The sequence below is a fragment of the Streptosporangium sp. NPDC003464 genome, assembly GCF_053588315.1.
In genome coordinates this window covers 1-24,058 of record NZ_JBSFPS010000151.1, presented here as the reverse complement: position 1 = coordinate 24,058, position 24,058 = coordinate 1, and the positions used below count along the sequence as shown (strand labels likewise).

General features: G+C 72.4%; 18 protein-coding genes. 7 read left to right on the top strand and 11 right to left on the bottom strand.

Features of this window, described 5'->3' with window-relative positions; genetic code table 11:
• The 3 genes from ACWDS7_RS28985 to ACWDS7_RS28975 form a co-directional block, all read left to right on the top strand.
• The coding region (locus tag ACWDS7_RS28985; RefSeq protein WP_451931838.1) for a GtrA family protein at positions 1–558 on the top strand (558 nt) is incomplete at its 5' end.
• On the top strand, positions 555–2,633 hold the full coding sequence (locus ACWDS7_RS28980) for an ArnT family glycosyltransferase (RefSeq protein ID WP_451931837.1): 2,079 nt from the start codon (positions 555–557) through the stop codon (positions 2,631–2,633). The genes ACWDS7_RS28985 and ACWDS7_RS28980, both read left to right, overlap by 4 nt.
• 240 nt (positions 2,634–2,873) lie before the next feature.
• Entirely contained in the window at positions 2,874–3,542 is a 669-nt protein-coding gene (locus ACWDS7_RS28975; RefSeq protein ID WP_306868221.1) for a TetR/AcrR family transcriptional regulator, read from the top strand.
• 126 nt (positions 3,543–3,668) lie between these two features.
• Here ACWDS7_RS28975 and ACWDS7_RS28970 read toward each other — a convergent pair whose 3' ends face one another.
• The 11 genes from ACWDS7_RS28970 to ACWDS7_RS28920 form a co-directional block, all read right to left on the bottom strand.
• A complete protein-coding gene (locus ACWDS7_RS28970) occupies positions 3,669–3,929 on the bottom strand; it encodes a hypothetical protein (protein ID WP_306868223.1) in 261 nt (86 codons plus the stop codon).
• 67 nt (positions 3,930–3,996) lie between these two features.
• Positions 3,997–4,848, bottom strand: a complete 852-nt coding sequence (locus ACWDS7_RS28965; protein WP_451931836.1) for a helix-turn-helix domain-containing protein — start codon at positions 4,846–4,848, stop codon at positions 3,997–3,999.
• 145 nt (positions 4,849–4,993) lie between these two features.
• The gene (locus tag ACWDS7_RS28960; RefSeq protein WP_306868227.1) at positions 4,994–5,200 is read right to left on the bottom strand and encodes a hypothetical protein; all 207 of its coding nucleotides are present in this window, start codon (positions 5,198–5,200) and stop codon (positions 4,994–4,996) included.
• A gap of 196 nt (positions 5,201–5,396) precedes the next feature.
• Positions 5,397–6,425 (bottom strand): phosphotransferase family protein, encoded by a 1,029-nt coding sequence (locus ACWDS7_RS28955; protein ID WP_451931835.1) that lies wholly within the window; start codon positions 6,423–6,425, stop codon positions 5,397–5,399.
• A 120-nt stretch (positions 6,426–6,545) separates the two neighbouring features.
• On the bottom strand, positions 6,546–8,450 hold the full coding sequence (locus ACWDS7_RS28950; RefSeq protein WP_451931834.1) for an acyclic terpene utilization AtuA family protein: 1,905 nt from the start codon (positions 8,448–8,450) through the stop codon (positions 6,546–6,548).
• Positions 8,451–8,540: 90 nt separating this feature from the next.
• The gene (locus ACWDS7_RS28945; protein WP_306868232.1) at positions 8,541–9,344 is read right to left on the bottom strand and encodes an enoyl-CoA hydratase-related protein; all 804 of its coding nucleotides are present in this window, start codon (positions 9,342–9,344) and stop codon (positions 8,541–8,543) included.
• Positions 9,341–11,344, bottom strand: a complete 2,004-nt coding sequence (locus tag ACWDS7_RS28940) for an acetyl/propionyl/methylcrotonyl-CoA carboxylase subunit alpha (protein WP_451931833.1) — start codon at positions 11,342–11,344, stop codon at positions 9,341–9,343. The genes ACWDS7_RS28945 and ACWDS7_RS28940 overlap by 4 nt, the downstream gene beginning before the upstream one ends.
• A gap of 8 nt (positions 11,345–11,352) precedes the next feature.
• Positions 11,353–12,936, bottom strand: a complete 1,584-nt coding sequence (locus ACWDS7_RS28935) for an acyl-CoA carboxylase subunit beta (protein WP_306868236.1) — start codon at positions 12,934–12,936, stop codon at positions 11,353–11,355.
• Entirely contained in the window at positions 12,933–13,670 is a 738-nt protein-coding gene (locus ACWDS7_RS28930; protein WP_451931832.1) for a TetR/AcrR family transcriptional regulator, read from the bottom strand. Before ACWDS7_RS28930 ends, ACWDS7_RS28935 begins: the two co-directional genes overlap by 4 nt.
• 277 nt (positions 13,671–13,947) lie before the next feature.
• On the bottom strand, positions 13,948–15,819 hold the full coding sequence (locus ACWDS7_RS28925; protein WP_451931831.1) for a protein kinase domain-containing protein: 1,872 nt from the start codon (positions 15,817–15,819) through the stop codon (positions 13,948–13,950).
• Positions 15,820–15,946: 127 nt separating this feature from the next.
• Positions 15,947–17,308, bottom strand: coding sequence for an FAD-binding oxidoreductase (locus ACWDS7_RS28920; protein WP_306868241.1), 1,362 nt, complete (start codon positions 17,306–17,308; stop codon positions 15,947–15,949).
• A gap of 334 nt (positions 17,309–17,642) precedes the next feature.
• On the opposite strand from ACWDS7_RS28920, the gene ctaD reads away from it, so the two are divergent.
• The 4 genes from ctaD to ACWDS7_RS28900 all read left to right on the top strand — a co-directional run bounded on the left by ctaD (position 17,643) and on the right by ACWDS7_RS28900 (position 23,953).
• A complete protein-coding gene (gene ctaD / locus ACWDS7_RS28915; RefSeq protein ID WP_451931830.1) occupies positions 17,643–19,316 on the top strand; it encodes an aa3-type cytochrome oxidase subunit I in 1,674 nt (557 codons plus the stop codon).
• Positions 19,317–19,940: 624 nt separating this feature from the next.
• Entirely contained in the window at positions 19,941–22,670 is a 2,730-nt protein-coding gene (locus ACWDS7_RS28910; RefSeq protein WP_451931829.1) for an immune inhibitor A domain-containing protein, read from the top strand.
• Positions 22,671–22,757: 87 nt separating this feature from the next.
• Positions 22,758–23,696, top strand: a complete 939-nt coding sequence (locus ACWDS7_RS28905; protein WP_306868247.1) for a diacylglycerol/lipid kinase family protein — start codon at positions 22,758–22,760, stop codon at positions 23,694–23,696.
• Positions 23,697–23,797: 101 nt separating this feature from the next.
• Complete coding sequence (locus ACWDS7_RS28900; RefSeq protein WP_306868249.1) at positions 23,798–23,953, top strand: hypothetical protein; 156 nt, start codon at positions 23,798–23,800, stop codon at positions 23,951–23,953.
• Positions 23,954–24,058 lie beyond the last annotated feature (105 nt).

The following is a 24,058-nucleotide window of genomic DNA, read 5'->3' as shown; positions in this document are numbered from 1 at the left end:
TGGGTGGACGACCCCGACAGCCGGGTGGACATCGCCAGGACGGCCATGGACGACCTGCGGGGGATGGCCAGGGTGGCGCGGAAGACCCTGTCGGGCGCGGCCCGCATCCCGGTGCCGCCACGGGTCCAGAAGGCCCGGCTCCCCGCCGGCATGGCCCGGCAGCTGCCCAGCTTCGCCGTCATCGGGGTGATCAGCACGCTGGCGCACCTGGCCCTGTTCGTCACCCTGCGGCTGGTGGTGCCCGCCGTGGTCGCCAACGCCGTGGCCCTGCTCGTCACCGCCGTGGCCAACACCGCCGCCAACCGCCGCTTCACCTTCGGCGTCACCGGCCGCACCGGAGCCCTCCGCCAGCAGCTCGAAGGCGGCCTGGCCTTCCTGATCGGCCTCCTGCTGAGCACCGGCGGCCTGACCCTGCTCGGCCACCTCATCCCCGGAGCCTCGACCACCACCGAGATCGCCGCGGTCGTCGCCGCCAACGCCCTCGCCACCCTGGTCCGCTTCCTCCTGCTCCGCGCGTGGGTCTTCAACCCCCGGCGCACGAAGGAGGCCGCCCGATGACCTCCCGCACCCCCGGCCCGGCCGGGAGCCGCGCGGCGGGATCCGGCACCGCCGTGCGGCGGGCGCTTCTCGGCGCCCCCGGCGACCCGCGCTGGGCCCGGCCCGGCCTGTGGGGCGTGCTCGCGCTGGCCGCCATCCTGCACCTGTGGGCCCTCGGCCGCAACGGCCACGCCAACGGCTACTACTCCGCCGCGATCCTGTCGGGCACCCAGAGCTGGAAGGCGTTCTTCTTCGGCGCCCTGGACGCCGGGTCGTTCATCACCGTCGACAAGCCCCCGCTCGCGCTGTGGGTGATGGGGCTGCCGGCGCGGATCTTCGGGTTCGGGACGTGGAGCATGCTCCTGCCCCAGGCCCTGGCGGGCGTCACCGCCGTCGGCGTGGTCCACTCGGCCGTACGGCGGGCGCTGCCCGGCCCGCCGGGCCACGCCGCGGGCCTGCTCGCGGCCCTGGTGATGGCGCTGACCCCGATCACGGTCGCCATCAACCGGGACAACAACCCCGACACCGTCCTCGTCCTGCTCCTGGTCCTGGCCGGCTGGTTCTGCCAGGAGGCGGTCCGCACCGGCCGCACGCGCACGCTCGTCGTGTCGGCCGCCCTCGTCGGCCTGGCCTTCAACACCAAGATGCTCCAGGCATACCTGGTGCTGCCGGCCTTCGCCCCGGTCTACCTGGCCATGGCCCCCGGCACGGTGCTCCGGCGGCTCGGCCGCCTGCTCGCGGCGGGCGTCGCCCTGGTGGTCTCCAGCGCCTGGTGGATGGCGATCGTGGACCTGTGGCCCGCCTCCGACCGTCCCTACGTCGGCGGCAGCACCGACAACTCCGTCCGGGACCTGGTCATCGGCTACAACGGCCTCGGCCGCGTCTTCGGCGGTGGCGGCGGGCGCGGCGGGGGAGGGGGCGGGTTCGGCGGCGAGCCGGGGGCCGGGCGCCTGTTCAACGACATCATGGCCGGGCAGATCTCCTGGCTCCTGCCCTTCGCCGCGGCCGCCCTGGCCGCCGGGCTGATCCTGGCCGGCCGCCACCGCCTGCGCGGCACCCGCGTGGCCCTGCTGCTGTGGGGCGGCTGGCTCGCGGTCCACTACGTGGTCTTCAGCTTCTCCAGCGGCACCTTCCACCCCTACTACTCCACCGCCATGGCGCCGGCCGTCGCCGCCCTGACCGGGCTCGGCGGGGTGCTGCTGTGGCGCGCCTACCAGGAGTCCCGGGCCTGGGCGTGGGCACTGCCGGCGGGCGTCGCGGTCACCGGGGCCTGGGCCTTCACGGTGCTCCGCCGTACGCCGGACTTCGTGCCCCGGCTGGCCTGGGCGGTGGCCGCGGTGGCGGCGGCCGCGGCGGCCGGACTGCTCCTGGCCCGGCTCGGCCGGCGGCTCCGGCGGCGGGTCGCCGCGGTCGCCCTGCTCGCCGGGCTGGCCGCGGGCCTGGCCGGGCCCGCCGCCTACGCCCTGACCCCGCTCGGCTCGTCCGTCAACGGCACCAACCCCACCGCGGGGCCCGCGGGGGCCGCCGGCATGCGGGGACCGGGCGGCTTCCCGGGCGGGTTCCCGGGTGGGTTCCCCGGAGGAGGCCGGGCGGGCGGCCGGGGCGCGCTCCCCGGGGGGCCGCCCGCCGATCTCCCGGAAGGCCTGCCCGGCGGCCCCGGGACGGGCCTGACCGGTGGGGACCGGCGGGACGGGCAGCAGGGCCCGCCGGCCGGGACGCGGGGCGGCCCCGGCGGGGCCGTGGACCGGGAGCTGACCGAGTATCTGACGGACAACCGGGGCGGCGCGACCTGGCTGGTGGCGGTGGGCAGCGCGCAGAGCGCTTCGTCGGTCATCCTGTCCACCGGCCTGCCCGTCATCGCGATGGGCGGCTTCACCGGCAGCGACCCGGCCATGACCGTGGACCGGCTCAAGGAGCTCGTCTCCTCCGGGCGGCTCAAATATCTGCTGCCGGGCGGCGACCGGGGCGGCCCCGGCGGCCCCGGCGGTGGCGGTGGCTCCGAGGTGACCGCGTGGGCGCAGGCCAACTGCACCGCCGTCGCCCCCTCCGAGTACGGCGGCGCGGAGGGGGGCCAGCCCCTCTACCGCTGCGGCTGAGGCCCGCCCCCGGCCGTCCGGGACTCCGCCCGCGCGGCTACGGGGCTCCGCCCGGACCCGCGGTGCCGGCCGGGAGTCCCGTGTGGCCGGGAGCCTCGCGTGCCAGTGGCGGGGAGCCCTGCGCGGCGGGGCCCGCCTGCGGCCCCGGCGCCACAGGCGGGGAGGGCCGGATGGCCGGTCAGTGGTGGCCGGGGCCCGCGGTGCCGCACCGGCGCGCCCCGACGCCTGTAGTCTTGCGCCGTGCACAGCGGAGGGGCGCGCGGCAGCCGCGCAGACCAGGCGGACCAGCGTCGCGCGGAGCTGCTCGAAGCCGCCCGGCGGGTCGTGCTCGAACGGGGGCTGGCGAGCACCCGCGTCGCCGACATCGCCAAGGCGACCAACGTGAGCGGTGGACTGATCCACTACCACTTCGCCACCAAGGACGATCTCATCACCGAGATGCTCCGCAGCACCAGCGAGTCGGAGGTCCAGCGACTGAGGGAGATCGCCGCCGACCCGGGGACCGCCGTCGAGCGGCTGGACCGGGTCCTGCGCTTCTACATCCCGGCCTCCCGGTCCGACCAGAGCTGGATCCTCTGGCTCGACGCCTGGGCCGTCGGGGTCCGCGAGGCGCACATCCGGGCCATCCTGCTGGAGCTGGAGGGCGCCTGGATCGAGATCCTCGCCGAGGTGATCGCGGGCGGTGTGGCGGGGGGCGAGTTCGTCTGCGACGACCCTCAGGGGGCGGCCGAGCGGATCGACGGCATGCTCGACGGCCTGGTCGTCCGCTACACCCTGCACGCGGGGAACATGTCCCGCTCCCGGCTCCTGCACCACGCCCGGGTCGCCGCCGCCCGCGAGGTCGGTCTCGACCCCGCGATCTTCCCCGCCGAGCCGCTCGCCGACCAGCCGGCCCCCTCGGAGCCCTGACCCCGTCCGCGGTCAGCGGGCGGGCCGCTCCCCGGTCTCCCGTGACGCCTCACCGGCCCCGCGCCTGTCCGGGCCCGCCTGTCCGGGCCGGCGCCGCCTCGGCCGGGCGGCGTGCTGCGGCGGTGCTCAGGCCGGCATCGCGGCGAGCAGGAAGGCCAGACGCGCGGCGGCGCCCTCGATGTTGTCCGTGCTGCCCAGCCGGTAGCCCCACGAGGTGATGAAGCCCCCGTCCGGCGAGCATGTCACGGTCTCGACGAGCGTGCTGCTGAACCGGTTGCGGACGCTCACGTAAGCGGGGTCCCCCAACGACATCCTCTGCACGCAGAGGTCGGCGTGCCGCCGCGTGGCAGTGGCGAACCTCTCCAGACAAGACAGCGTGTCCAGCATCGTGCTTCACCTCCGTCTGGACAGAGAATTGCACGATCTTGGGAGGTTAATCAAGCAATTGCGGGGATTAATCCGAGGATTGTCGTGCGAAGTCCTCCAGGACCCGGACGATCACCGCCCGGGCCTCCTCCCGGAAGGCCGCGACCTCACTGAACTCCTCGAAAGCCCGCTCGTAGAAGGCGATGTCATCGGGGTCGCGCAGGATCAGGTCCCGGGTCCTGGTGGGCACCGCGACCTGGTCGCCGTCGTAGATCCAGAAGCCGTTGAGCAGCGCGGAGGGGAGGGGGGCCTCGAAGGGGACCACGCCGAACTCCACGTTCGGCAGCGCGGTCACGGCCAGCAGCCGGTCCAGCTGGCCGCGGAGCACGTCCAGCGGGGCCAGCCGGTAGCGGAGCACGGCCTCGGGCAGGATGAAGCGGAACTTCTTGGTCTGGTCGTAGAGGATCTCCTGGCGCTGCATCCGCACCCGGATGGCGGCGTCGATCTCGTCGGGCGCGTTGTAGAGGCGTTTGATCCGGGTGAAGATGCTCCGGGCGTACTCGGTGGTCTGCAGCAGGCCGATGACCACCCCCGGCTCGAACACCCGGAACAGCGTGGTCCGCATCTCCAGGTCGCGGATGTCCTCCTGGAGCGCGGCCAGCCCGCTGCGGTGCCGCTGCCGCCAGGAGTCCTGCCGCTCCAGCAGTCCGGAGGCCTGGTCGATCAGCTCCTCGACGACCTCGGGGGCGGCCTGCACGGCCCGCCCCCACTGGGTGATGTCGTCCTCGGTGGCGGTCTGGCGGGCGTTCTCGATCCGGGAGACCTTCGAGGGCTGCCACCTCAGCCGCTCGGCCAGCTCCTTGCCGGACAGGTGGGCCGCCTCGCGCAGCTGCCTGAGCTGCATGCCCAGATCGCTCCTGACCTGCTGGAACCCGCTCACCCGTTCTCCTTCGCCGGCCGCGGGGGCAGGGCGCGGCGGTGCCCGCCGGCCCGCTCGCTCACGCGACCTCCCGTTATGGTGCGCATGAGGCTAGACCCGGGTGGGCGGCTCATGCCATAGGAGTCTCCCCAATCGTGATCAATATTTACAGAACCACCCGGCGGGCGATGTCCACGAGCAGCTCTCTGGGGACCTCCACGGCGCTCTCGCCGTCCAGGACGTGGCGGAGGTCGGACAGGGCCTCGGCATCGGTCAGGTGGAGGCCCTGGACGACGATGGTGCCGCGGTCGGTCTCGTAGAGGGACGGACAGGCGCCCGCCTCCGAAGTGGAGCCAAGGAACCGCAAACGCATGACTGAATCCTTCCCCGAGCCAACCGCATGGTGCAATTGCGGGCAATCCTAGAGTTTGGAAGGTTGCAGGGTGGTTTCAATCACCAAATTACGCATATTTCGCCCATCCGGTAAGGGATGGTGGGGATCCGCCCGGCCGTGAGGCCCGTACGGCCCGCCCTCGGGTGCGCCCTCACGCGAGGCTCCGGGCGCGCCCTCACATGAAGCTCCGGGCGCGGGCGAACAGGCTGAGCGTGGTGGCGTGCAGCAGGTCCCCGATGTCCTTGGGGGCCTTCCCGGCGCACGCGCGGGCGTGGGTGCCCTCAAGGACGATGCTGAGCTTGAAGCAGGCCAGCACCGCGTACCAGTCGACGGCCGAGGTGTCCCGGTCGGACAGGGCCGTGTAGCAGGCGGTGATCTCCCCGGCGGTGGGCAGCCCGGCGACGTGGCCGGTGAGCATGCCGCCGCCGTCCGGGGCCGGCCAGGTGGCCAGCAGCCACCCCAGGTCCAGCAGCGGGTCCCCGACCGTGCACATCTCCCAGTCCACGATCGCGGCGACCCTGGGCCCGTCGTAGGCGAACATCAGGTTGGCCAGGTGGTAGTCCCCGTGCATGATCCCGGGGGAGAAGCTCCGCGGCCTGTTCCGCTCCAGCCAGGCGGCGGTCTCCTCCAGGCCGGGGATCTCGGGCCCCGGATAGCCGTCGAGCGCGGCGTAGGTCTCCAGCTCGCCCATCCATCGGGGCACCTGCCGTTCCAGGAACCCCTCGGGCCGCCCGAAGCCGTCGAGGCCGCGATGGTCCACCCGGCCCAGCTCGGCCAGGGCCGAGGTCGCCTCGAACCCCATCCGGTGCCGGATCGCCGGATCGCCGGCGTGCGGCTCGGGCAGGCCGACGGTGGCGTTGAACCCCCGGACCGGCTCCATCAGGTAGAAGACGGCGTCCCCCATGACGGTCTCGTCCGCGCAGGCCGCGACGAGGCGGGGCGCCGCCACCGGGGTGTCCCGCAGCGCCGCCAGCACCCGGGCCTCCCGCCTGAGCACCTCGTTGCTCGCGGCCCGGGGGTGCAGCGGCGGCCTGCGCAGCACGTAGGACGCCCCGCCCCGCTCGAACCGGACCATGATGTTCTGCGTCCCGCCGGCCACCGGCCCGACGTGCTCGAACGCCCCGCCCGGCAGCCCCTGGCCGTCCATCCACGTCCCCAGCGCGCCGAAGTCGATCGCGTTGAGGTCGATGTGCGCGGAGACCATGTGCCCACCCTAACCGAATGATGTTCTGTTCGTGACGAATCTATGATCCCCCTGCGCGGGGGTCAATAGCACCGCCCCCTCCTCCCGGCGCCCCGCCCGCCGCGGCCCGGCCCTGTCGCGTCAACCGGCGTCTCGGGAGGGGAGGAGGGACCGGGGGATGTCGGTGTGGGCGGCGCGGAGCTCCTCGCCGAGGGCCTTGGCCTGGGCGTCGAGGCGGGGGCTGGCGGCCACGCCCCGGCCGAGGAGGCCGTGGACGACGAAGTTGAGGGCGTGGAGGTTGGGGAGGTCGAAGCGTTCGATCTCCAGGCCGGCGGTGGCCGGCAGCAGCTCCCGGAGACGTCCGGCCGTCAGATGGTCCGACAGCCACCGGAACTGCTCGGCCGTGCGGACCCAGACGCCCAGGTTGGCGTTGCCACCCTTGTCCCCCGAGCGGGCGCCCATGATCGTGCCCAGCGCGGCCCGCACGGTCTCCCCGTTGTCGGCCCCCTGCTCCGCCCCGCCGCCGGCCGCCTGCTCCGCCCCGCCCTGTCCCGGCCCCGCCCGTTCCGGCGCCCGGTCTCCGGTCTCCGGGGCCCCGGCCTCCCCGCCCCCGGCCTCCCCGCCACCGGCCTCCCCGCCACCGGACCGCGCGCCGTCGGTCTCCAGGGTGTCGAGCTCCCGGCCGTCGAGCCAGACACGCGCCCGGACCGTCTCCGCCGGGACGAGGGTCGGCCAGTAGACGCCGTAGGGGGAGGCGTCGCCCGGAGGGGTGAGGCCGTAGAAACCGGGGTAGCTGGCCAGGCCCGTCTCCACCACGGCGGAGGAGAAGGCGCGCCCGGCCTTCTTCCGGTCGGCGTCCATCACGGTGACGCGGAGCAGGGCGGTGCCGGTGGCCGGGGCCGCGCCCGCCGCGCCGTCGCCCGCGCCCGCCGCGTCGTCACCCGAGGCGTCGCCCGCGCCGGGGACCGGGCCCGAGGGCGGGGCGGTGCCGGTGAGCGGGGTCAGCTCGACGTGGACCTGGTCGAAGGACTCCCTGGGGACGCGGGACCAGATGGCCTCCTGTGCGAGCCGGGCCTTGGCCTCGATGTCCAGGCCGGTCAGGACCATGGTCATGGTGTTGCGGTAGCCGCCCACGTAGTTGACGGCGACCTTGAGGGTGTCCGGCGGGGCCTCGCCCCGCACCCCCGAGATCCGGACCCGGTCCGGGCCCTGCTGGCGCAGCTCGATCGTGTCGAAGCGCGCCACCACGTCGGGCCCCGGGTAGCGCGGCGAGGCGATCTCGTACAGCAGCTGCGCGGTGACCGTGCCCACCGAGACCAGCCCGCCGGTCCCCGGATGCTTGGTGACCACGCTGGACCCGTCGGAGTCCAGCTCCACGAGCGGGAACCCGCAGTGCGCCAGGTCCGGCACCTCGCCGAAGAAGGCGTAGTTCCCGCCGGTCGCCTGGCAGCCGCACTCGATGACGTGCCCGGCCACCACCGATCCGGCCAGCGCGTCGTAGTCGCCGGGCCGCCAGCCGTACCGCCAGATCCCCGGCCCGGTGACCAGCGCGGCGTCGGTGACCCGGCCGGTCACCACCACATCCGCCCCGGCCGACAGGGCGGCGGCGATCGGCCTGCCCCCCAGGTAGGCGTTGGCGGTCAGCGGGGCGGCGGGCAGCCTCTCCCCGGTGTCGAGGTTCGGCGCGCCGCCCAGATCGTGCCCCGACAGGTCGTCGCCGGTGACGTGCGCCACCTTCACCGGCAGCCCGAGCCGACCGGCCAGCTCGGCCACCGCCCCGGCGCACCCGGCCGGATCGAGGCCGCCCGCGTTGGACACGATCTTGATGCCCCGCTCCAGGCACGTCCCCAGGACCTGCTCAAGCTGCCGGAGAAAGGTCGGCGCGTAGCCGGGGCGGCCCTTCAACCGGTTGCCGGCCAGGATCAGCATGGTCAGCTCGGCGAGCCAGTCGCCGGTGAGCACGTCGATCGGACCGCCCTCGACCATCTCCCGGGCGGCCGACAGCCGGTCGCCGTAGAAGCCGGAGCAGTTGGCGATGCGCAGCATCGAGCCTCCTAGGGCTGGGGATCCGGGACGCGCGGCCGGGACGGCGGATCCCGGCGCGCGGCGCCGGGATCCCTGGGGCCGCCGGGGCGGCTAGGACCGGGGGATCCAGGAGGCCGGCCGCTTCTCCATGAAGGAGGCGATGCCCTCCTGGCCCTCGGCGGAGGTGAAGCGCTGGGCCGACAGCTCGGCCATCTGACGCAGGCCCTCCTCCACCGGCAGCGTGGGCACGGTCCGCACGAGCTGTTTGGTGAGCGCCAGGGACTCGGGGCCGCCGCGCAGCAGCATGCCGGTGTAGTGGGCGACCGCGCTGTCCAGGTCTTCCTCCGGGACGGCGCGGGTGAGCAGGCCGATCTCCTGGGCGCGGGCGGCGTCGAAGACCTCCCCGGTGAGGAGGTATTCGGCCGCGGCCCGGGGTTCGAGCCGCCGCAGCACGGTCACCGAGATCATCGCGGGGACCACGCCGAGCCGCACCTCGGTGAAGGCGAACGACGCCGTGTCCGGCGCGATCGCGAAGTCGCAGGCCGCCACCAGGCCCAGCCCTCCGGCGCGCGCGGTGCCGTTCAACCGGCAGACGACCGGCTTGGGGCTCTCCCAGATCAGATTCATGATCTCCGGGAACGAGGCGGTCACCGGCGCCTCGTGCGCGTTGCCCGGCTCGATCCGCTGCTCCTTGAGGTCCGCCCCGGCGCAGAACACCGGTCCGGTGCCGGTGAGCACGATGACCCGCACGCGCTCCTCGGCGAGCGCCCAGTTGAGCCGGTCCTCCAGGTCGCCCAGCAGCCGCACGGACAGCGCGTTCCGGTTGCGCGGGGAGTCCAGGGTGATCGTCGCGACCCCTCCGGACAGCTCCTTGTGCACCAGGCGCTCCATCGGCCAGCCCCCGTCGGTGTTCATGCCTGCTCCTCGATCACGGCCAGTACGGCCTCCGCCTCGACCTGCCGGCCCGGCGCGACGTTCAGCGCGGACACCGTGCCCGCCACCGGGGCGGTGATCTGATGTTCCATCTTCATGGCCTCCAGCACCACGACCACCTGACCCGCCACGACGGGCTCGCCGGACTTCACCTCGACGCGGAGCACGGTACCGGGCATCGGCGCCAGCAGGGAGCCCGGGGCCACGTGTTCGACCGGTTCGGGGAGCCGGGCCAGCGGCGTCAGCCGTACCGCGCCGAGGGGGGAGTCGACGTGGGTCACGCCGTCGTAGCGGGCGACGGTGAAGCGGTGCCGGACGCCGGAGGTCTCCAGGACGACCAGGCCGGGCGTGGCGCCGGCCAGGACCGTGTCGGGGAAACCCTCCGCCCGCAGGCCGTCCCGGGTGATCCGATAGGCGACCTCCGCCTCCTCGAAGGCCGCGCGCTGCGGCTGCGAGACCACGTTGCGCCACCCGCTGGGCAGTGCGGCCTGCACGGTCGCCGCCCGCCTGTCCGCCGCGGCCTGGGCGAGGGCGGCGGCGAGCGCGGACAGGCCCACGGCGCGCTCCCCGGCGGCCGGGACGGATCCGTGCTCGGCGAGGAAGCCGGTGTGGGTGTCGCCGGCCAGGAAGGCCGGGCTGCGCAGGACCGCGACCAGCAGGTCCCGGTTGGTGACGGGGCCGTGGATCGTCGCCCTCGACAGGGCGGTGGCGAGTCTCCGCACGGCGTCGGCGCGGCCGGCCCCGTAGGAGACGACCTTGGCGAGCATCGGGTCGTAGTGGACGCCGATCTCGGAGCCGTCCTCCACACCGGAGTCCAGCCGGAGGCCGCCGGAGGCGCCACGCGGCACGGGGGAGAAGCGGGAAATCACGCCGGGGACGTCGAAGCGGTGCAGGGTCCCGGTCTGCGGGAGCCAGTCGCGCGCGGGGTCCTCGGCGTACAGCCGCGCCTCGACGGCGTGGCCGGAGGGCGCCGGCGCGGCCCCGGGGAGCCGGGCGCCCTCGGCGATCCGGAGCTGGAGCTCGACCAGGTCGACGCCGTAGACGCACTCGGTGACCGGGTGCTCGACCTGGAGCCTGGTGTTCATCTCCAGGAACGCGACCGTGTCGTCCTTGACGAGGAACTCGACGGTCCCCGCCCCGACGTATCCGATGGCCTGCGCCGCCTTGACCGCCGCGCCGCACAGCCGTGCCCGCATCGCGGGGGAGACCGCCGGTGAGGGGGTCTCCTCGATCACCTTCTGGTGCCGCCGCTGGATGGAGCACTCCCGCTCGCCCAGCGTCCACACCGTCCCGTGCCGGTCGGCCAGGATCTGGACCTCGATGTGCCGGGCGTTCTCCAGCAGGGGCTCGACGAAGACCGTCCCGTCCCCGAACGCCGACTCGGCCTCCCGGCGGGCCGACTCGACCGCGCCGGGCAGGTCGTCGGTCAGCGCCACGATCCGCATCCCGCGCCCGCCGCCGCCGGCCGACGCCTTCACCAGCAGGGGGACCCGCCATCCGGACGCCGATCCGCTCATCCGGGTGAACACGGTGTCGAGGTCGTGTTCGAGATCGTCCATCGAGTAGCCGGGCCTGGCGGTGAAGCCCGGGAGCACCGGGACCCCGGCCTCGGCCATCAGGGCCTTCGCCCTGATCTTGGAGCCCATCGCGGCGATGGCCTCGGGGGAGGGGCCGACCCACGTCAGACCCGCGTCGAGCACGGCCTGCGCGAACGCCTCGTTCTCCGACAGGAAGCCGTAACCGGGATGGACCGCGTCGGCCCCGGCCGTGAGGGCCGCGCCGACGACCCTGTCCACGGACAGGTAGGTGTCGGCGGGCTTGACGCCGGCGAGCCGCACGGCGTGGTCGGCCTCCGCCGCGTGAGGCGCCCCGGCGTCGGCGTCGGAGAAGACCGCGACGGTCTCGATGCCGAGGTCGCGGCAGGTGCGGAAGACGCGCCGGGCGATCTCACCCCGGTTGGCGACGAGAAGACGGCTGATCATGGGCGTGGTCACATCCGGAAGACGCCGAAGCCGGCGGGCTCCGGGACGGGGGCGTTGTTGACGGCCGACAGGCACAGGCCCAGGACGGTCCGGGTGTCGCGGGGATCGATGACCCCGTCGTCGTAGAGCCGCCCGGACAGGAAGAACGGCAGCGACTCGGCCTCGATCTGCGCCTCGACCAGCTGGCGCATCGCCGCGTCGCCCTCCTCGTCGTAGACCTGCCCCCTGGCCTGGGCGGCGCTCCGGGCGACGATGGACAGCACCCCGGCCAGCTGGGCGGGGCCCATGACGGCGGACTTGGCGCTCGGCCAGGCGAACAGGAAACGGGGGTCGTAGGCGCGGCCGCACATGCCGTAGTTGCCCGCGCCGTAGGAGGCGCCCATGACGATCGTGATGTGCGGGACGGTCGAGTTGGAGACCGCGTTGATCATCATGGCGCCGTGCTTGATGATGCCGCCCTGTTCGTAGTCCTTGCCGACCATGTAGCCGGTGGTGTTCTGCAGGAAGACCAGCGGGGTCCGCGCCTGGTTGGCGAGCTGGATGAACTGGGCGGCCTTCTGCGCCTCCTCGCTGAACAGCACGCCCCTGGCGTTGGCCAGGATCCCGACCGGGTAGCCGTGCAGCCGGGCCCAGCCCGTCACCAGGCTCCCGCCGTACAGGGGCTTGAACTCGTCGAAGTCGCTGCCGTCGACGATCCGCGCGATCACCTCACGCGGGTCGAAGGGGATCTTCAGGTCCTCCGGCACGATCCCCAGCAGCTCGTCCTCGTCGTGCAGCGGGTCGCGCACCGCCCCCGCCGGGGTCCCGAGCCTGCGCCAGTTCAGTCCCCTGACGATCTGCCGCCCGATCCGCAGCGCGTCGTGCTCGTCGGCGGCCAGGTAGTCGGCCAGGCCGCTGACGCGGGCGTGCATCTCGGCGCCGCCCAGCGACTCGTCGTCGGACTCCTCCCCGGTGGCCATCTTGACCAGCGGCGGCCCGCCGAGGAAGACCTTCGCGCGCTCCTTCACCATGACCACGTGGTCGCTCATCCCGGGGACGTAGGCCCCGCCGGCCGTGGAGTTGCCGAACACCAGGGCGATCGTCGGGATCCCGGCGGCCGACAGCCGGGTCAGGTCCCGGAACACCCGGCCGCCCGGAATGAAGATCTCCTTCTGCGTCGGCAGGTCGGCGCCGCCGGACTCCACGAGGTTGACCAGCGGCAGCCGGTTCTGGAAGGCGATGTCGGCGGCCCGGAGCGTCTTGCGCAGGGTCCACGGGTTGGACGAGCCGCCCCGCACGGTCGGGTCGTTGGCGCTGATCACGCACTCGACGCCCTCGATCACGCCGATCCCGGTGACCACGCTGGCCCCGACGGGGAAGTCGCTGCCCCAGCCGGCCAGCGGCGACAGCTCCAGGAAGGCCGAGGCCGGGTCGATCAGCAGCTCGATCCGCTCCCGGGCGAGCAGCTTGCCCCGCCTGCGGTGCCGTTCGACGTATTTCTCCCCGCCGCCCGCCACGGCCTTGGCATGCTCGGCGTCGAGCTCGGCGAGCTTGGCCAGCATCGCCTCGCGCCGCGCCAGGTAGTCGTCCGCGGAGGTGTCCAGCCGGCTCATGTGCCCTCTCCTTGGGTTGACGCGGACGCGGCCGGTGACGTCTCCGCAGGCGCGGCCCCGGCCGGGGCGGGCGCGGCGGAGCCGGACGCGGTCGGGACGGACGTGATCGGGACGGGCGTGGTTGACGCCGATGTCAGGCCGATGGCCCGCGCCCAGAGCGTGGTGAGCATCGCGACGGCGGTCCGCTCGTCGGCCTGTTCGCCGAGATCGAGCCAGACACGGGCGAAGTGCTCCACCATCCCGCCCAGCATCACGGCGGTCAGCCGGGGGTCCAGCCCCGGGTCGGCCAGGCCCTGTTCCTGCAGACGGCGCAGCCCCTCGGCGCCCCGCCGCACGAAGACCTCGCGCAGTTCGAGCAGGAGCCCGCGGAAGCTCTCGTCGGTGGCCGCCGCCTGTTCCAGCATCCGCACCAGCCGGGAGTTGGAGGCCCAGGCGCGCAGGTAGAGCAGGTTGGCCGCCTCGATGCGGGCGTAGGGGTCGCCGGGCGCGGCGGGGCCGACCACGCTGGCGGCGAACATCTCGCCCACCACCGTGCCCGCCACCTCGCGGAACAGCTCCTCCCGCGAGCCGAAGTAGGTGTAGAAGGTGCCGTGCGAGACCCCGGCTCGGGCACAGACGTCATCGACGCGCACGGCCTCGAACCCCTGCTCCTCGAACGCCTCCCGCCCGGCCTGGATGAGGGCCGCCCGCGTCCGCCTGCCACGGCTGGTCAGCACCTCGGACTTGACGATCACGTCAGTTAAGGTAACCCACCCCCCCGCGTTCCCGCCAGGCGTTCCCGCCAGGCCGTCGCCGGAGCCCCGGCACGCGGGCCGGGCCGGCCGGTCCGGAGGACCGGAGAACCGGAGGAGAAGACCGGCGGAGGCCCGAAAAGCCGGAGGAGAAGACCGGCGGGACCGGAGGAGAAGACCGGAGAACAGGGACGGACCCGGGCGGCGTCACGCCGTCCGGGTCCGTCCCTGTCACTCGATGCTTGTCACTCGTCGCCGCCGGCCTGTCCACCCGCTCGGCTCAGCCGCAGTGGCTCCAGCCGCTCTTCCACGACAGCGAGCCGTGCGAGCCGCCCCAGATGACGCACTTCTTGACGGCGGCGAGCCGTACCGGGCCCGCGTAGGCGGTGAAGGAGCCCGGGTTGCTCCCCGACGAGCCGCCCTGCACCTGGAGCGTCGCGTTCATCTTGACCTTCGCGGGGGCCACGTACTTGGCCATGGTGACGACGCAGTTCTTGCCCGCGCCGGTGTTGTAGAGCAGATAGATGGTCGCGGCGCTGCCCAGGGCCCGGGAGGCGATCACCTTGTAGCCCGTGCCGCAGACCACGGTCGGGCTGTAGGGGTTCGGCTTGGGCGGCGAGACCGTCTGCTTGGACGGCGACGGCGACGGCTTCGGCGTGGGCTTGGCCGTGGACGGTCTGGCCGTGGGCTTGACCGACGGGGGCGGGCTCGCCTGGCCCGCGTCCGTCGGCTCGATCACCGACGGCGGCTCCGACGCGGTCTCCTCCGGCTCCGGCTTCCCGTCCCCGGAGCCCCCGCCCGCCTTCTTGGTCGGCTGCCCGGTCGGCCGGTGGGACGGCTGGGCGACCGGTTCACCCGTGATCTGGACGGGGGGCGAGGGCACAGGGGTACGGCTCTTCTTGGGTCTGGGGGACTCCCACACCGCGGGCGGCTCGTCCGGGGTGAGCGCCGGATCCGACTCCTCCGCCTCCTGGGAGGGGGAGGCCGACGCCACGGGCCGCACCGCCGCGGCCTTCTCGTCGCCCTGCAGGACCACCACGGTCCCGGTCGCCACGCTCAGCGCGGCCACTCCCGCGATCATGAGCCCGACCGGCCACCGTCCCTTCCGTCCGCCGCGCGGCGCGGCGGTGGGGCGGGCGGCCTGCGGCGGGACGGTGGCCGCGGAGGCGTGCGGCGGGCCAGGGGGCGGGCCGGCGGGCGCGTGCGGCGGGCCGGCGGGCACGGGCGCACCAGGGGTCATGTGCGGCGGGCCGGAGTGCTGCGGTGGACCGGAGTGTTGCGGCGGGCCGGCGGGCGAGGGAGCGGCGGGCGCGGGGGCCTGCCGCCGGGGGGAGACCGGGGAGGCGAGCGTCGCGCCCATCAGGTGGCTGACGAGCTCCTCGGCGGTGGGACGCAGTGATGGGTCCTTGGACAGGCACGCGGCCACGAGGTCGCGCAGCTGGCCCTCCAGCCCGCCGAGCTCGGGCTCGGTGGTCAGGATCCGGTTCATCACCACGGCGATGGAGTCGGCGCCGAAGGCCGGCCTCCCCGTCGCGGCGAAGACCATCGTGACGCCCCAGGCGAAGACGTCCGCGGCGGGCGTGATCTCGCCCTCGCTGAGCTGCTCGGGCGCGAGGTAGGACGGCGTCCCCATCGCCGTCCCGGTCGCGGTCACCCCGGGGGAGTCCAGGGCCCTGGCGATGCCGAAGTCGATCACCACCGGGCCTTCGGGGCCCATCAGCACGTTGGCGGGCTTGAAGTCGCGGTGCAGGATCCCCGCACGGTGGATCGCCGACAGCGCGGTCGCCGTGCTGATCGCGAGCCGCTCCAGCGAGGCGCCGCGCCGCGGGCCCTCCTTGTCGACGAGCTGGCGCAGGGACGGCCCCGGCACGTACTCGCTCACGATGTAGGGTTGGCTGCCCGCGAGGTCGGCGTGGAGCACCGGGGCGGTGCAGAACCGCGCCACCCGCTGGGCGACCGAGACCTCCCTCAGGAACCGTGTCCGGGCCTCGGGATCGGCCGCCAGCCCGTGGTGGAGAAGTTTGACCGCGACCTGTTCCCCCGTCGGCCCCTTCCCCAGGTAGACGACCCCCTGGCCGCCCTCCCCGAGCCGACTGGTCAGCTCGAAGGGGCCCAGGCGTTGAGGATCCTCCGCCGAGAGCGGCTGCACCACAATGACCCCCCGACAAAGCATGCAAAGTTGTGTTAGGTGGTGTAGAACGCTACCAGTGTGGGCAGGGGTGCGGGCGATCTGTTGAGATTCGTCCCCTCGTTGAGGCTGATGGCCAGGGGATAACGGTTCAGATGGCCTTGCCGGGATTGAGAATGCCGAGCGGGTCGAAGAGCTGCTTGATCCCGTGGTGGAGCTCCTCGGTGACCGGCCCGGTCTCCAGGGAGAGCCAGCGCCGCTTCAGCAGCCCGACGCCGTGCTCGCCGGTGAGGGTGCCCCCGATCTCCAGGGTCTCCCGGAAGATCTCGTCGGCCGCCGCCCACACGTTGGGCGGCGGTTCCACCAGCCCGTGGTCGAAGATGAAGACGGGGTGCAGGTTGCCGTCGCCCGCGTGGGCCACCGTGGCGATCAGCACGTCGTGCTCCAGCGCGATGGCCTCGATCTTCTCGATCATCTGGGGCAGCGCCGAGCGCGGCACGCAGACGTCCTCCACCAGGCACTTGCCGAGCCGTTCCTTGGCCTGGTAGGCCATCCGCCGCACCCCGATCAGCTCCTCGGCCTCCTGCGGCGACGACGACACCGCGACGAAGGGGGAGCCGTTGGCGGTGCACAGCTCGGCCATGCGCTCGGCGACCGCCGGGCCGTCGGCCGCGTCCGACTGCGCGATCAGCATCGCCCGGGTCGACTCCTCCAGCCCGATGTTCTTCCAGTCGTCGATGGCCTTGAGCGTGGTCCGGTCGAGCATCTCCAGCAGCGACGGCTGGCAGCCGGCCGCGATGATCGCCGCGACCGCGGCGGCGGCGTCCCTGAGGGAGGTGAACTCGGCCGCGATCGTCGCGGGGTAGACCGCCGGGGCCCGGCGCAGCCGTACGGTGGCCGCGGTGATCACGCCGAGCGTCCCCTCGGAGCCGACGAACAGCCCGGTCAGGTCGTAGCCCGTCACGCCCTTCACCGTGCGCCTGCCGGTGTTGAGGACCCGCCCGTCGGCCAGCACGACCTCCAGGCCCAGCGCCGAGTCGCGGGTCACGCCGTACTTGACGCACCGCAGGCCGCCGGCGTTGGTGGCCAGGTTGCCGCCGATCGTGGAGATCTCGTAGGAGGAGGGGTCGGGGGCGTACATCAGCCCGTGCGCGCGGGCGGCCCGGTCCAGGTCCGCGGTGATGACACCCGGCTCCACCACGGCGATCTCGTCGGCGGGGGAGAGCTCCCTGATCGCCGTCATCTTGTGCAGCGCCAGCACGACGCCGCCCTCGACCGCTGTCGCCCCGCCCGCCAGCCCCGTCCCGGCCCCCCGGGGCACCACCGGCACCCGGTGCTCGCCGGCCCACCTGAGGGTGGCGACGACGTCGTCGCGGCTCTCGGCCAGCACGACGGCCAGCGGCCTGCCCGGTTCGAGGAAGGTCCGGTCCCGCGCGTAGGAATCGGTCACATCGGGATCCGTCAGCACCTTCTCCGGTGCCAGCGCAGCAACAAGTTCGGCAATAGCGGTCACAGGGGGACTTTACGGCCTGGGGTCCGCGTGGCCGTCACAGGACGTCCGCCACGCGGCCGGGAGCGGCCGCCCGGCCCGGCCGAGGGTGCGAGGCCCCCGGGCCGGGGGTGCGGGGGCCCCGACCGGGGGTGCGGGCCCCGACGCGTCGAGGTGAGGGCGCCGAGCGCCCATTTGGGCGATAAAAGGGAAATTTCTTGGAAAGAGCATCTCTGTAGGCGCTTGTGGCTTTCTGTATGGGGTGTCTGTTTCGCGGAAGCCGGGCAAGGGGGAGATGGGTGGACGGACAGGAGGAGCCCCGCCGCACCCTGCTGCCGCCGACGGGAGGGAGCCGGCTGTGACCACTGTGCAACAGCGGCCCACGCTTGCACCTAGGAGTAAGGGATCGTTGCTCGTGTCGTGGCTCTCCACGACCGACCACAAGATCATCGGATATCTCTACCTGATCACTTCGTTCGTTTTCTTCCTGATCGCCGGGGTCATGGCCCTGATCATCCGGGCCGAACTCGCCCATCCCGGGCTCCAGATGGTCAACGAGCAGCAGTACAACCAGCTGTTCACCATGCACGGCACCGTGATGCTGCTGTTCTTCGCCACACCGCTGTTCGCCGGGTTCGCCAACGTGGTCATGCCGTTGCAGATCGGGGCGCCCGACGTGGCCTTCCCCAGGATGAACATGGTCAGCTACTGGCTCTTCCTGTTCGGCGGGCTCATCGCGATGAGCGGTTTCGCCACCAACGGGGGCGCCGCCGACTTCGGCTGGACGGGATACACCCCGCTGTCGGTCGCCACGTTCTCCCCGCAGGCCGGCGGCGACCTGTGGATCGTCGGCCTGGCGATGTCCGGCCTCGGCACGATCCTCGGCTCGGTCAACTTCATCACCACGATCATCTGCATGCGCGCGCCCGGCATGACCATGTTCCGGATGCCGATGTTCACCTGGAACGTGCTGCTGACCGGTGTGCTCGTGCTGATCGCCTTCCCGGTGCTGGCGGCCGCGCTGCTCGTCCTGGAGGCCGACCGCAAGCTCGGCGCGCACGTCTACGACTCGGCCACCGGCGGCCCGCTGCTCTGGCAGCACCTGTTCTGGTTCTTCGGCCACCCCGAGGTCTACATCATCGCGCTGCCGTTCTTCGGCATCATCACCGAGGTGATCCCGGTCTTCAGCCGCAAGCCGCTGTTCGGCTACATCGGCCTGATCGGCGCGACCATCGCCATCGCCGGACTGTCGATCACTGTGTGGGCCCACCACATGTTCGGGACGGGCCGGGTGCTGCTGCCGTTCTTCTCGTTCATGACTTTCCTCATCGCGATCCCGACCGGGGTGAAGTTCTTCAACTGGATCGGCACGATGTGGCGGGGACACCTGTCCTTCGAGTCGCCGATGCTGTTCGCCGTCGGCTTCCTGGTCACCTTCCTGTTCGGTGGCCTGACCGGCGTCATCCTCGCCTCGCCGCCGCTGGACTTCCAGGTGACCGACAGCTATTTCGTCGTGGCCCACTTCCACTACGTCGTCTTCGGCACCGTGGTGTTCGCGATGTTCGCCGGCTTCTACTTCTGGTGGCCGAAGATGACCGGCAAGATGCTCAACGACACCCTGGGCAAGGTGCACTTCTGGCTGCTGTTCATCGGCTTCCACACCACCTTCCTGGTCCAGCACTGGCTGGGCGCCGAGGGCATGCCCCGCCGCTACGCCGACTACAGCGCGTCCGACGGCTTCACCGGCCTGAACCTGCTCTCCTCGGTCGGCGCCCTCATCCTCGGCGTCTCCACGCTGCCGTTCCTCTACAACGTGTGGAGGACCCACAAGATCGCGCCGAAGGTCACCGTGGACGACCCGTGGGGCTTCGGCAACTCCCTGGAGTGGGCGACCTCCTGCCCGCCGCCGCGGCACAACTTCACCTCGCTGCCGCGCATCCGCTCCGAGCGCCCGGCGTTCGACCTGCACTATCCCCGGGTCCAGGCCCAGCCCCGCCAGCTCGACCCGACCGCCCCGAGCGAAGAGATCTGAGGGGCCCGTCAAGGCGTCCCGGGGTCTCCACCGTCCGGCCGCCGGAGCCCCGCGGGGCGCCCTGACGGTCTGACGCCCCGGCGTCGGCTCCGCCCGTCGGCTGCCCGCGGTCGGCTCCGCCCGTGCTCGGCTCCGCCCGTGCTCGGCTCCGCCCGTCGCATGGGCTGCCCGCCGCCGGGCCTGTCCGCCGCCGGGCCTGTCCGCCGCCGGGCCTGTCCGCCGTCCGGTCCGTCCGGTCTACCCGCCGTCCGGTCCGCGGGCCGTACGGCGGGCCCGCGCGGAGACCGGGCGCGCTCCGGTGCCCGGTGCCGCCGTTGGACCGGTCCCGCGCCCGGGGCGCTGTCCGCGCCCAATCCCGTGTCCCGGCCTGACTCGCTGACCTGCCGTTCAGTGACGCATGGCCGAATTGGAGTGGAAATCGTCATCTATTTCTGACAAACGACGATTTATTGCAGTTTGACAACATCATTTGGCGGTTTTACTGCTGCTTTACCTTCTCGTCTAACCTCCCGCTCGGTGCGTGCATAAGGCGCGCCGGGGACGTCCGCGCCCGGCGAACCCGGGCAGGGAGGGTATGCGTTGTCCAGCAGAGGCAGAGGCGCTCGCAGGCGCCTTCTCGCGATAGTGCCCGTGGTCGGCCTGGCCGCCGCGGGACTGGCGGTGGGGGGAACGTCGGCGGAGGCCGACACCTCGGTCGCGCGGTACCAGCCGACCGCGGCCGACTACTACATCAACTACGCGCCGCCCAGGGATGAGCCGGAGGCGGACGAGCCGGCCGCGCCCGACTCCAGGGCACGCAAGGTCAGCCCCTCGGAGAAGATCCAGCAGAAGTTCTCCAGCGGTAACCCCGCCGCCGCCCGGGTGCTGGCCGCCCGCGAGGCCGAGGCGATCCGGACCGGGCTCAACCCCGCGGACTTCCTGTTCAAGAAGGCGAAGACCGCGAAGACGGCCAAGCTCCTCACCTTGCTGGTGGAGTTCAACGACAAGGCCAACGACGACTTCTCCGGCTTCAGCCGTCCGGCGAACGTCGACAGCGAGGACCCCGCCGAGTGCGTCACCGAGCCGCCGGGCACCCTGCTCAACGGCCCGCTGCACAACAAGATCCCTGACCCGGCGTCGCTGCCGCGCAAGGACAACAACAGTTTCTGGGTGCCGGACTTCAGCCCCGAGCACTTCAACAAGATGCTTTACAGCAAGGACGGCATCACCCAGCGCGTCCGCCCCGACCTGACCGATCCCCGGGACGGCCGTAAGGGCATCGACATCTCCAAGTACACGATGAAGAACATGTACGAGGAGATGTCCAAGGGCGCCTACACCGTCACCGGTCAGGCCAGCCCGTGGATCAAGGTCCCGCACTCCGAGGCGTACTACGGCGCGCGCGCCTGCGGCCAGGAGGTCCAGGACATGAGCGGCCACCCGAGCAACCCGCTCGGCCCCGGCCAGCTCGCCATCGACGCGGTGAACACCCTGGCCGCCGCCGACCCGAACTTCCCGTGGGCCGACTACGACGTCGAGGACGTCGCCGACTCCGACGGTGACGGCAACTTCGCCGAGCCCGACGGGGTGGTCGACCACCTGGTCCTGGTCCACGCCGGCAAGGACAAGTCCTCCGACGGCGGCGCCGAGGGCACCTACGCGATCTGGGCGCACTCCAGCGCGGTGGCGGGCGGCTACCAGGTCCCCGGCAAGAACGTGAAGATCTCCAACTACATCGTGCAGCCGGAGGACTCCGGCGTCGGCGTCTTCGCCCACGAGTACGGCCACGACCTCGGCCTGCCGGACCTCTACGACACCAGCGGCCAGGCCTCCTCGGCCGTCGACTTCTGGGACCTGATGTCCAGCGGCTCGCACAGCGGCCCGATCTTCCAGTCGATGCCGACCCACATGGGCCTGTGGGACAAGTGGATCCTCGGCTGGGCCAGCCCCAAGGTCTTCAACCCCGGTGACCGCGCCCGCGCGGTGACGGTGGGCCAGACCTCGCGCACGCCCAAGCTCACCGAGGACGGCGTCCGGGTCAACCTGACCAGCGCGCCCCTGAAGATGGTCGAGCCGCACAGCGGCACCAAGATGCTCTGGTCCAACCTGGACCAGGAGTGGGCCGACTCCAAGATCACCCGCGAGGTCCAGGTGCCCGCCGGGACCGACCTGAAGTTCTGGCTCTGGAACAACTACGAGATCGAGCAGGACTGGGACTTCGGCTTCGTCGAGGTCTCCGTCGACGGCGGCGCGACCTACGCCCAGCAGAAGGTCTACACCGAGGGCGGCGCCCTGGTCTCGACCGACGACGGCTACGGCGACCCGAACAAGAACCTCGTCAAGTTCGGCAACAAGAAGTACGCCCTCACCGGCAACACCGACGGCTGGCGGCACGACTACGTCGACCTGACCCCGTTCGCCGGCAAGACCGTCAAGCTCCGCCTGACCTACGACACCGACGCGGCCTTCACCCCCCGCGGCTGGCACGCCGACGACTTCGCCCTCACCAACGGCGCCGAGACCGTCTGGAGCGACGACGTCGAGGGCGGCCTGAACGGCTGGACGCCCAGCGGCGGCACCTTCACCAACACCCACGGCCAGGGCTGGGTCGTCAACAACGGCGAGCGCGAGGTCTCGCGCTTCTACCTCGCCGAGTGGCGTAACTTCGACGGCTTCGACAAGGGCCTGCAGTACGCCTACGACACCAACTACGCCCGCGACGGCGCGTGGAAGGTCGAGAAGTTCAAGTACAACGCCCCGGGCCTGCTGGTCTGGTACCGCGACTCGACCTTCACCAACAACTCCCTGATCAACAACCTCCAGCTGGCGCCGAGCATCGGCTCCAAGGGCAGTCTGATGGTCGTCGACTCGCACTACGAGCCGCTCCGCCGTACCGGTGTGGCGGCGGAGAAGGACGGCGAGCTCAGGGACAACCTGCAGGGACGCGTCCAGACCGGCAACGCGGCCTTCTCCTTCGGCAAGACCTACCCCTTCACCGAGTGCGTGGAGGCCGCGGACGAGCCGTTCAGCGAGTACTGCACCAAGATCGGCTCGCAGGGCGGGGTCCCGGAGTTCACCGACGCCAAGACCTGGTACCCGGGCATGGAGGTCCGTGACGGGGCGCTCGGCTACCGCGACTTCGACGCCTCGGTGGTCGTCCCGTCCAAGGGCGACCAGCCCTACAGCACGCGGGTCGTCAACGTCGACGGCACCCCGGCCACCGAGCTGTACGGCACCGATCTCGGCAACGGCCACGTCCTGGGCACCGGTAACCCCGGCGACGAGGGCAAGGCCCTGGGCGTGAAGCTCAAGCTGCTCACCCCGCTGCCGGGTAACCTCGGCGCGATCGTCCACGTGACGCCGCCCAAGCAGTAACCCCGGTCCGCCGGCCGTGGGGCCCCGCCGTCACCGACGGCGGGGCCCTACGATTTGCAGGGGAACATCCGACCGAAGAGGGGCAGCGTGGGAGAGCTTCGCAGCAAGGCCGAGCACACCGAGGCCGTCCGGACCGGGCGCCGGGTCTGCGTGGTGGTCAACACGCGTTCGCGCCGTGGCCGCCGGCTCTATCCGGAGGTGGTCCGCACGCTCCGGGCCGAGGGCTTCGAGCCGCTCCGCCTCTACTCCCTGGACGACCCCAGGCGCCTGCGCGCCACGCTGGAGGCGGCTCTGGACGCCGGGCCCGACCTGCTCGTCGTGGGCGGCGGCGACGGCACGCTCAGCGCCGCCGTCAAGCACGTGGCCCACCGTGACGTCGCCCTCGGCGTGCTGCCCCTGGGCACCACCAACAACTTCGCCCGCAGCCTCGGCCTCCCGCTCGACCTGCCCGGCGCGATCCGGGTTTTCCACACCGGCAAGGTCGCCGACATCGACCTGGGGATCGCCGGTGACCGGGAGTTCGCCAACCTGGCCAGCTTCGGCGTCTCGGTCGAGGTGGCGGGCACGGTCAAGCCCTGGCTCAAGCGCATCCTCGGCCGTGCGGCCTACCCGCTCACCGCGCTGACGATCCTCCCCCACCACCAGCCCTTCCGTGCCTTCATCACGGTGGACGGCCACCGCCACGAGCTGCTCACCCACCAGCTCAACATCGCCAACGGCCGCTTCCACGGCGGCTGGCAGGTGGCCAAGGACATCAGCATCGACAACGGCCGCCTGGTCGCCTACCAGCTCGGCTCGGGCAAGCGCCTGCGGCTGCTGGTGGAGACCCTCATCCGGGCCACCACGGGCCGCTGGAGCAGCCTGGCGGGCGGCCCCTTCGTGGTCGGCCGGGAGATGCTCCTGGAGACCGACCCCCCGATGGCCGCCGACGTCGACGGCGAGGTCCGCCTGATGACCCCCATCACGATCCGGACCGTCCCCAACGGCCTGCGCGTGATGGTCCCCGACGGCTTCGTCGACTCCTGACCGGGCGGCCCCGATCCGGCCCTTGACCGGGCTCCCGGGCCGGGCCGCTGATTGGGGCCGGGTCTGGGGGGTAGGCGGTCATCAGAGGGTTGGAGGATGACATGGCATCTCTGGTCGACCGAATCCGGAGTTATCTGAGCAGCCCGCAGGGGCGGAGAAACGTCGAGAAGGCCAAGACGATGGCCCGCGACCCGCGCAACCAGCGCAGGCTCCGCGAGCTGATGAACCGTTTCCGCTCCGGCGGACCCAGGCGCTAGGAGCCTCCCGGCGCCGGGAGAACGGCACGCGGGGCGGGGCCGTCTGTGGGCGTCCGATCGTGAGATCACTCACGCGCAGGTTCAGCTCGGGTACTCCACGTCGGT

Coding starts and splice junctions, on each gene's coding strand:
- ACWDS7_RS28960 (WP_306868227.1), bottom strand. CDS start 5,200: ATGCGTTTGCGGTTCCTTGGCTCCACTTCGGAGGCGGGCGCCTGTCCG.
- ACWDS7_RS28970 (WP_306868223.1), bottom strand. CDS start 3,929: ATGCTGGACACGCTGTCTTGTCTGGAGAGGTTCGCCACTGCCACGCGG.
- ACWDS7_RS28935 (WP_306868236.1), bottom strand. CDS start 12,936: ATGAGCCGGCTGGACACCTCCGCGGACGACTACCTGGCGCGGCGCGAG.
- ACWDS7_RS28900 (WP_306868249.1), top strand. CDS start 23,798: ATGGCATCTCTGGTCGACCGAATCCGGAGTTATCTGAGCAGCCCGCAG.
- ACWDS7_RS28950 (WP_451931834.1), bottom strand. CDS start 8,450: ATGCTGCGCATCGCCAACTGCTCCGGCTTCTACGGCGACCGGCTGTCG.
- ACWDS7_RS28940 (WP_451931833.1), bottom strand. CDS start 11,344: ATGATCAGCCGTCTTCTCGTCGCCAACCGGGGTGAGATCGCCCGGCGC.
- ACWDS7_RS28980 (WP_451931837.1), top strand. CDS start 555: ATGACCTCCCGCACCCCCGGCCCGGCCGGGAGCCGCGCGGCGGGATCC.
- ACWDS7_RS28955 (WP_451931835.1), bottom strand. CDS start 6,425: ATGGTCTCCGCGCACATCGACCTCAACGCGATCGACTTCGGCGCGCTG.
- ACWDS7_RS28945 (WP_306868232.1), bottom strand. CDS start 9,344: ATGAACACCGACGGGGGCTGGCCGATGGAGCGCCTGGTGCACAAGGAG.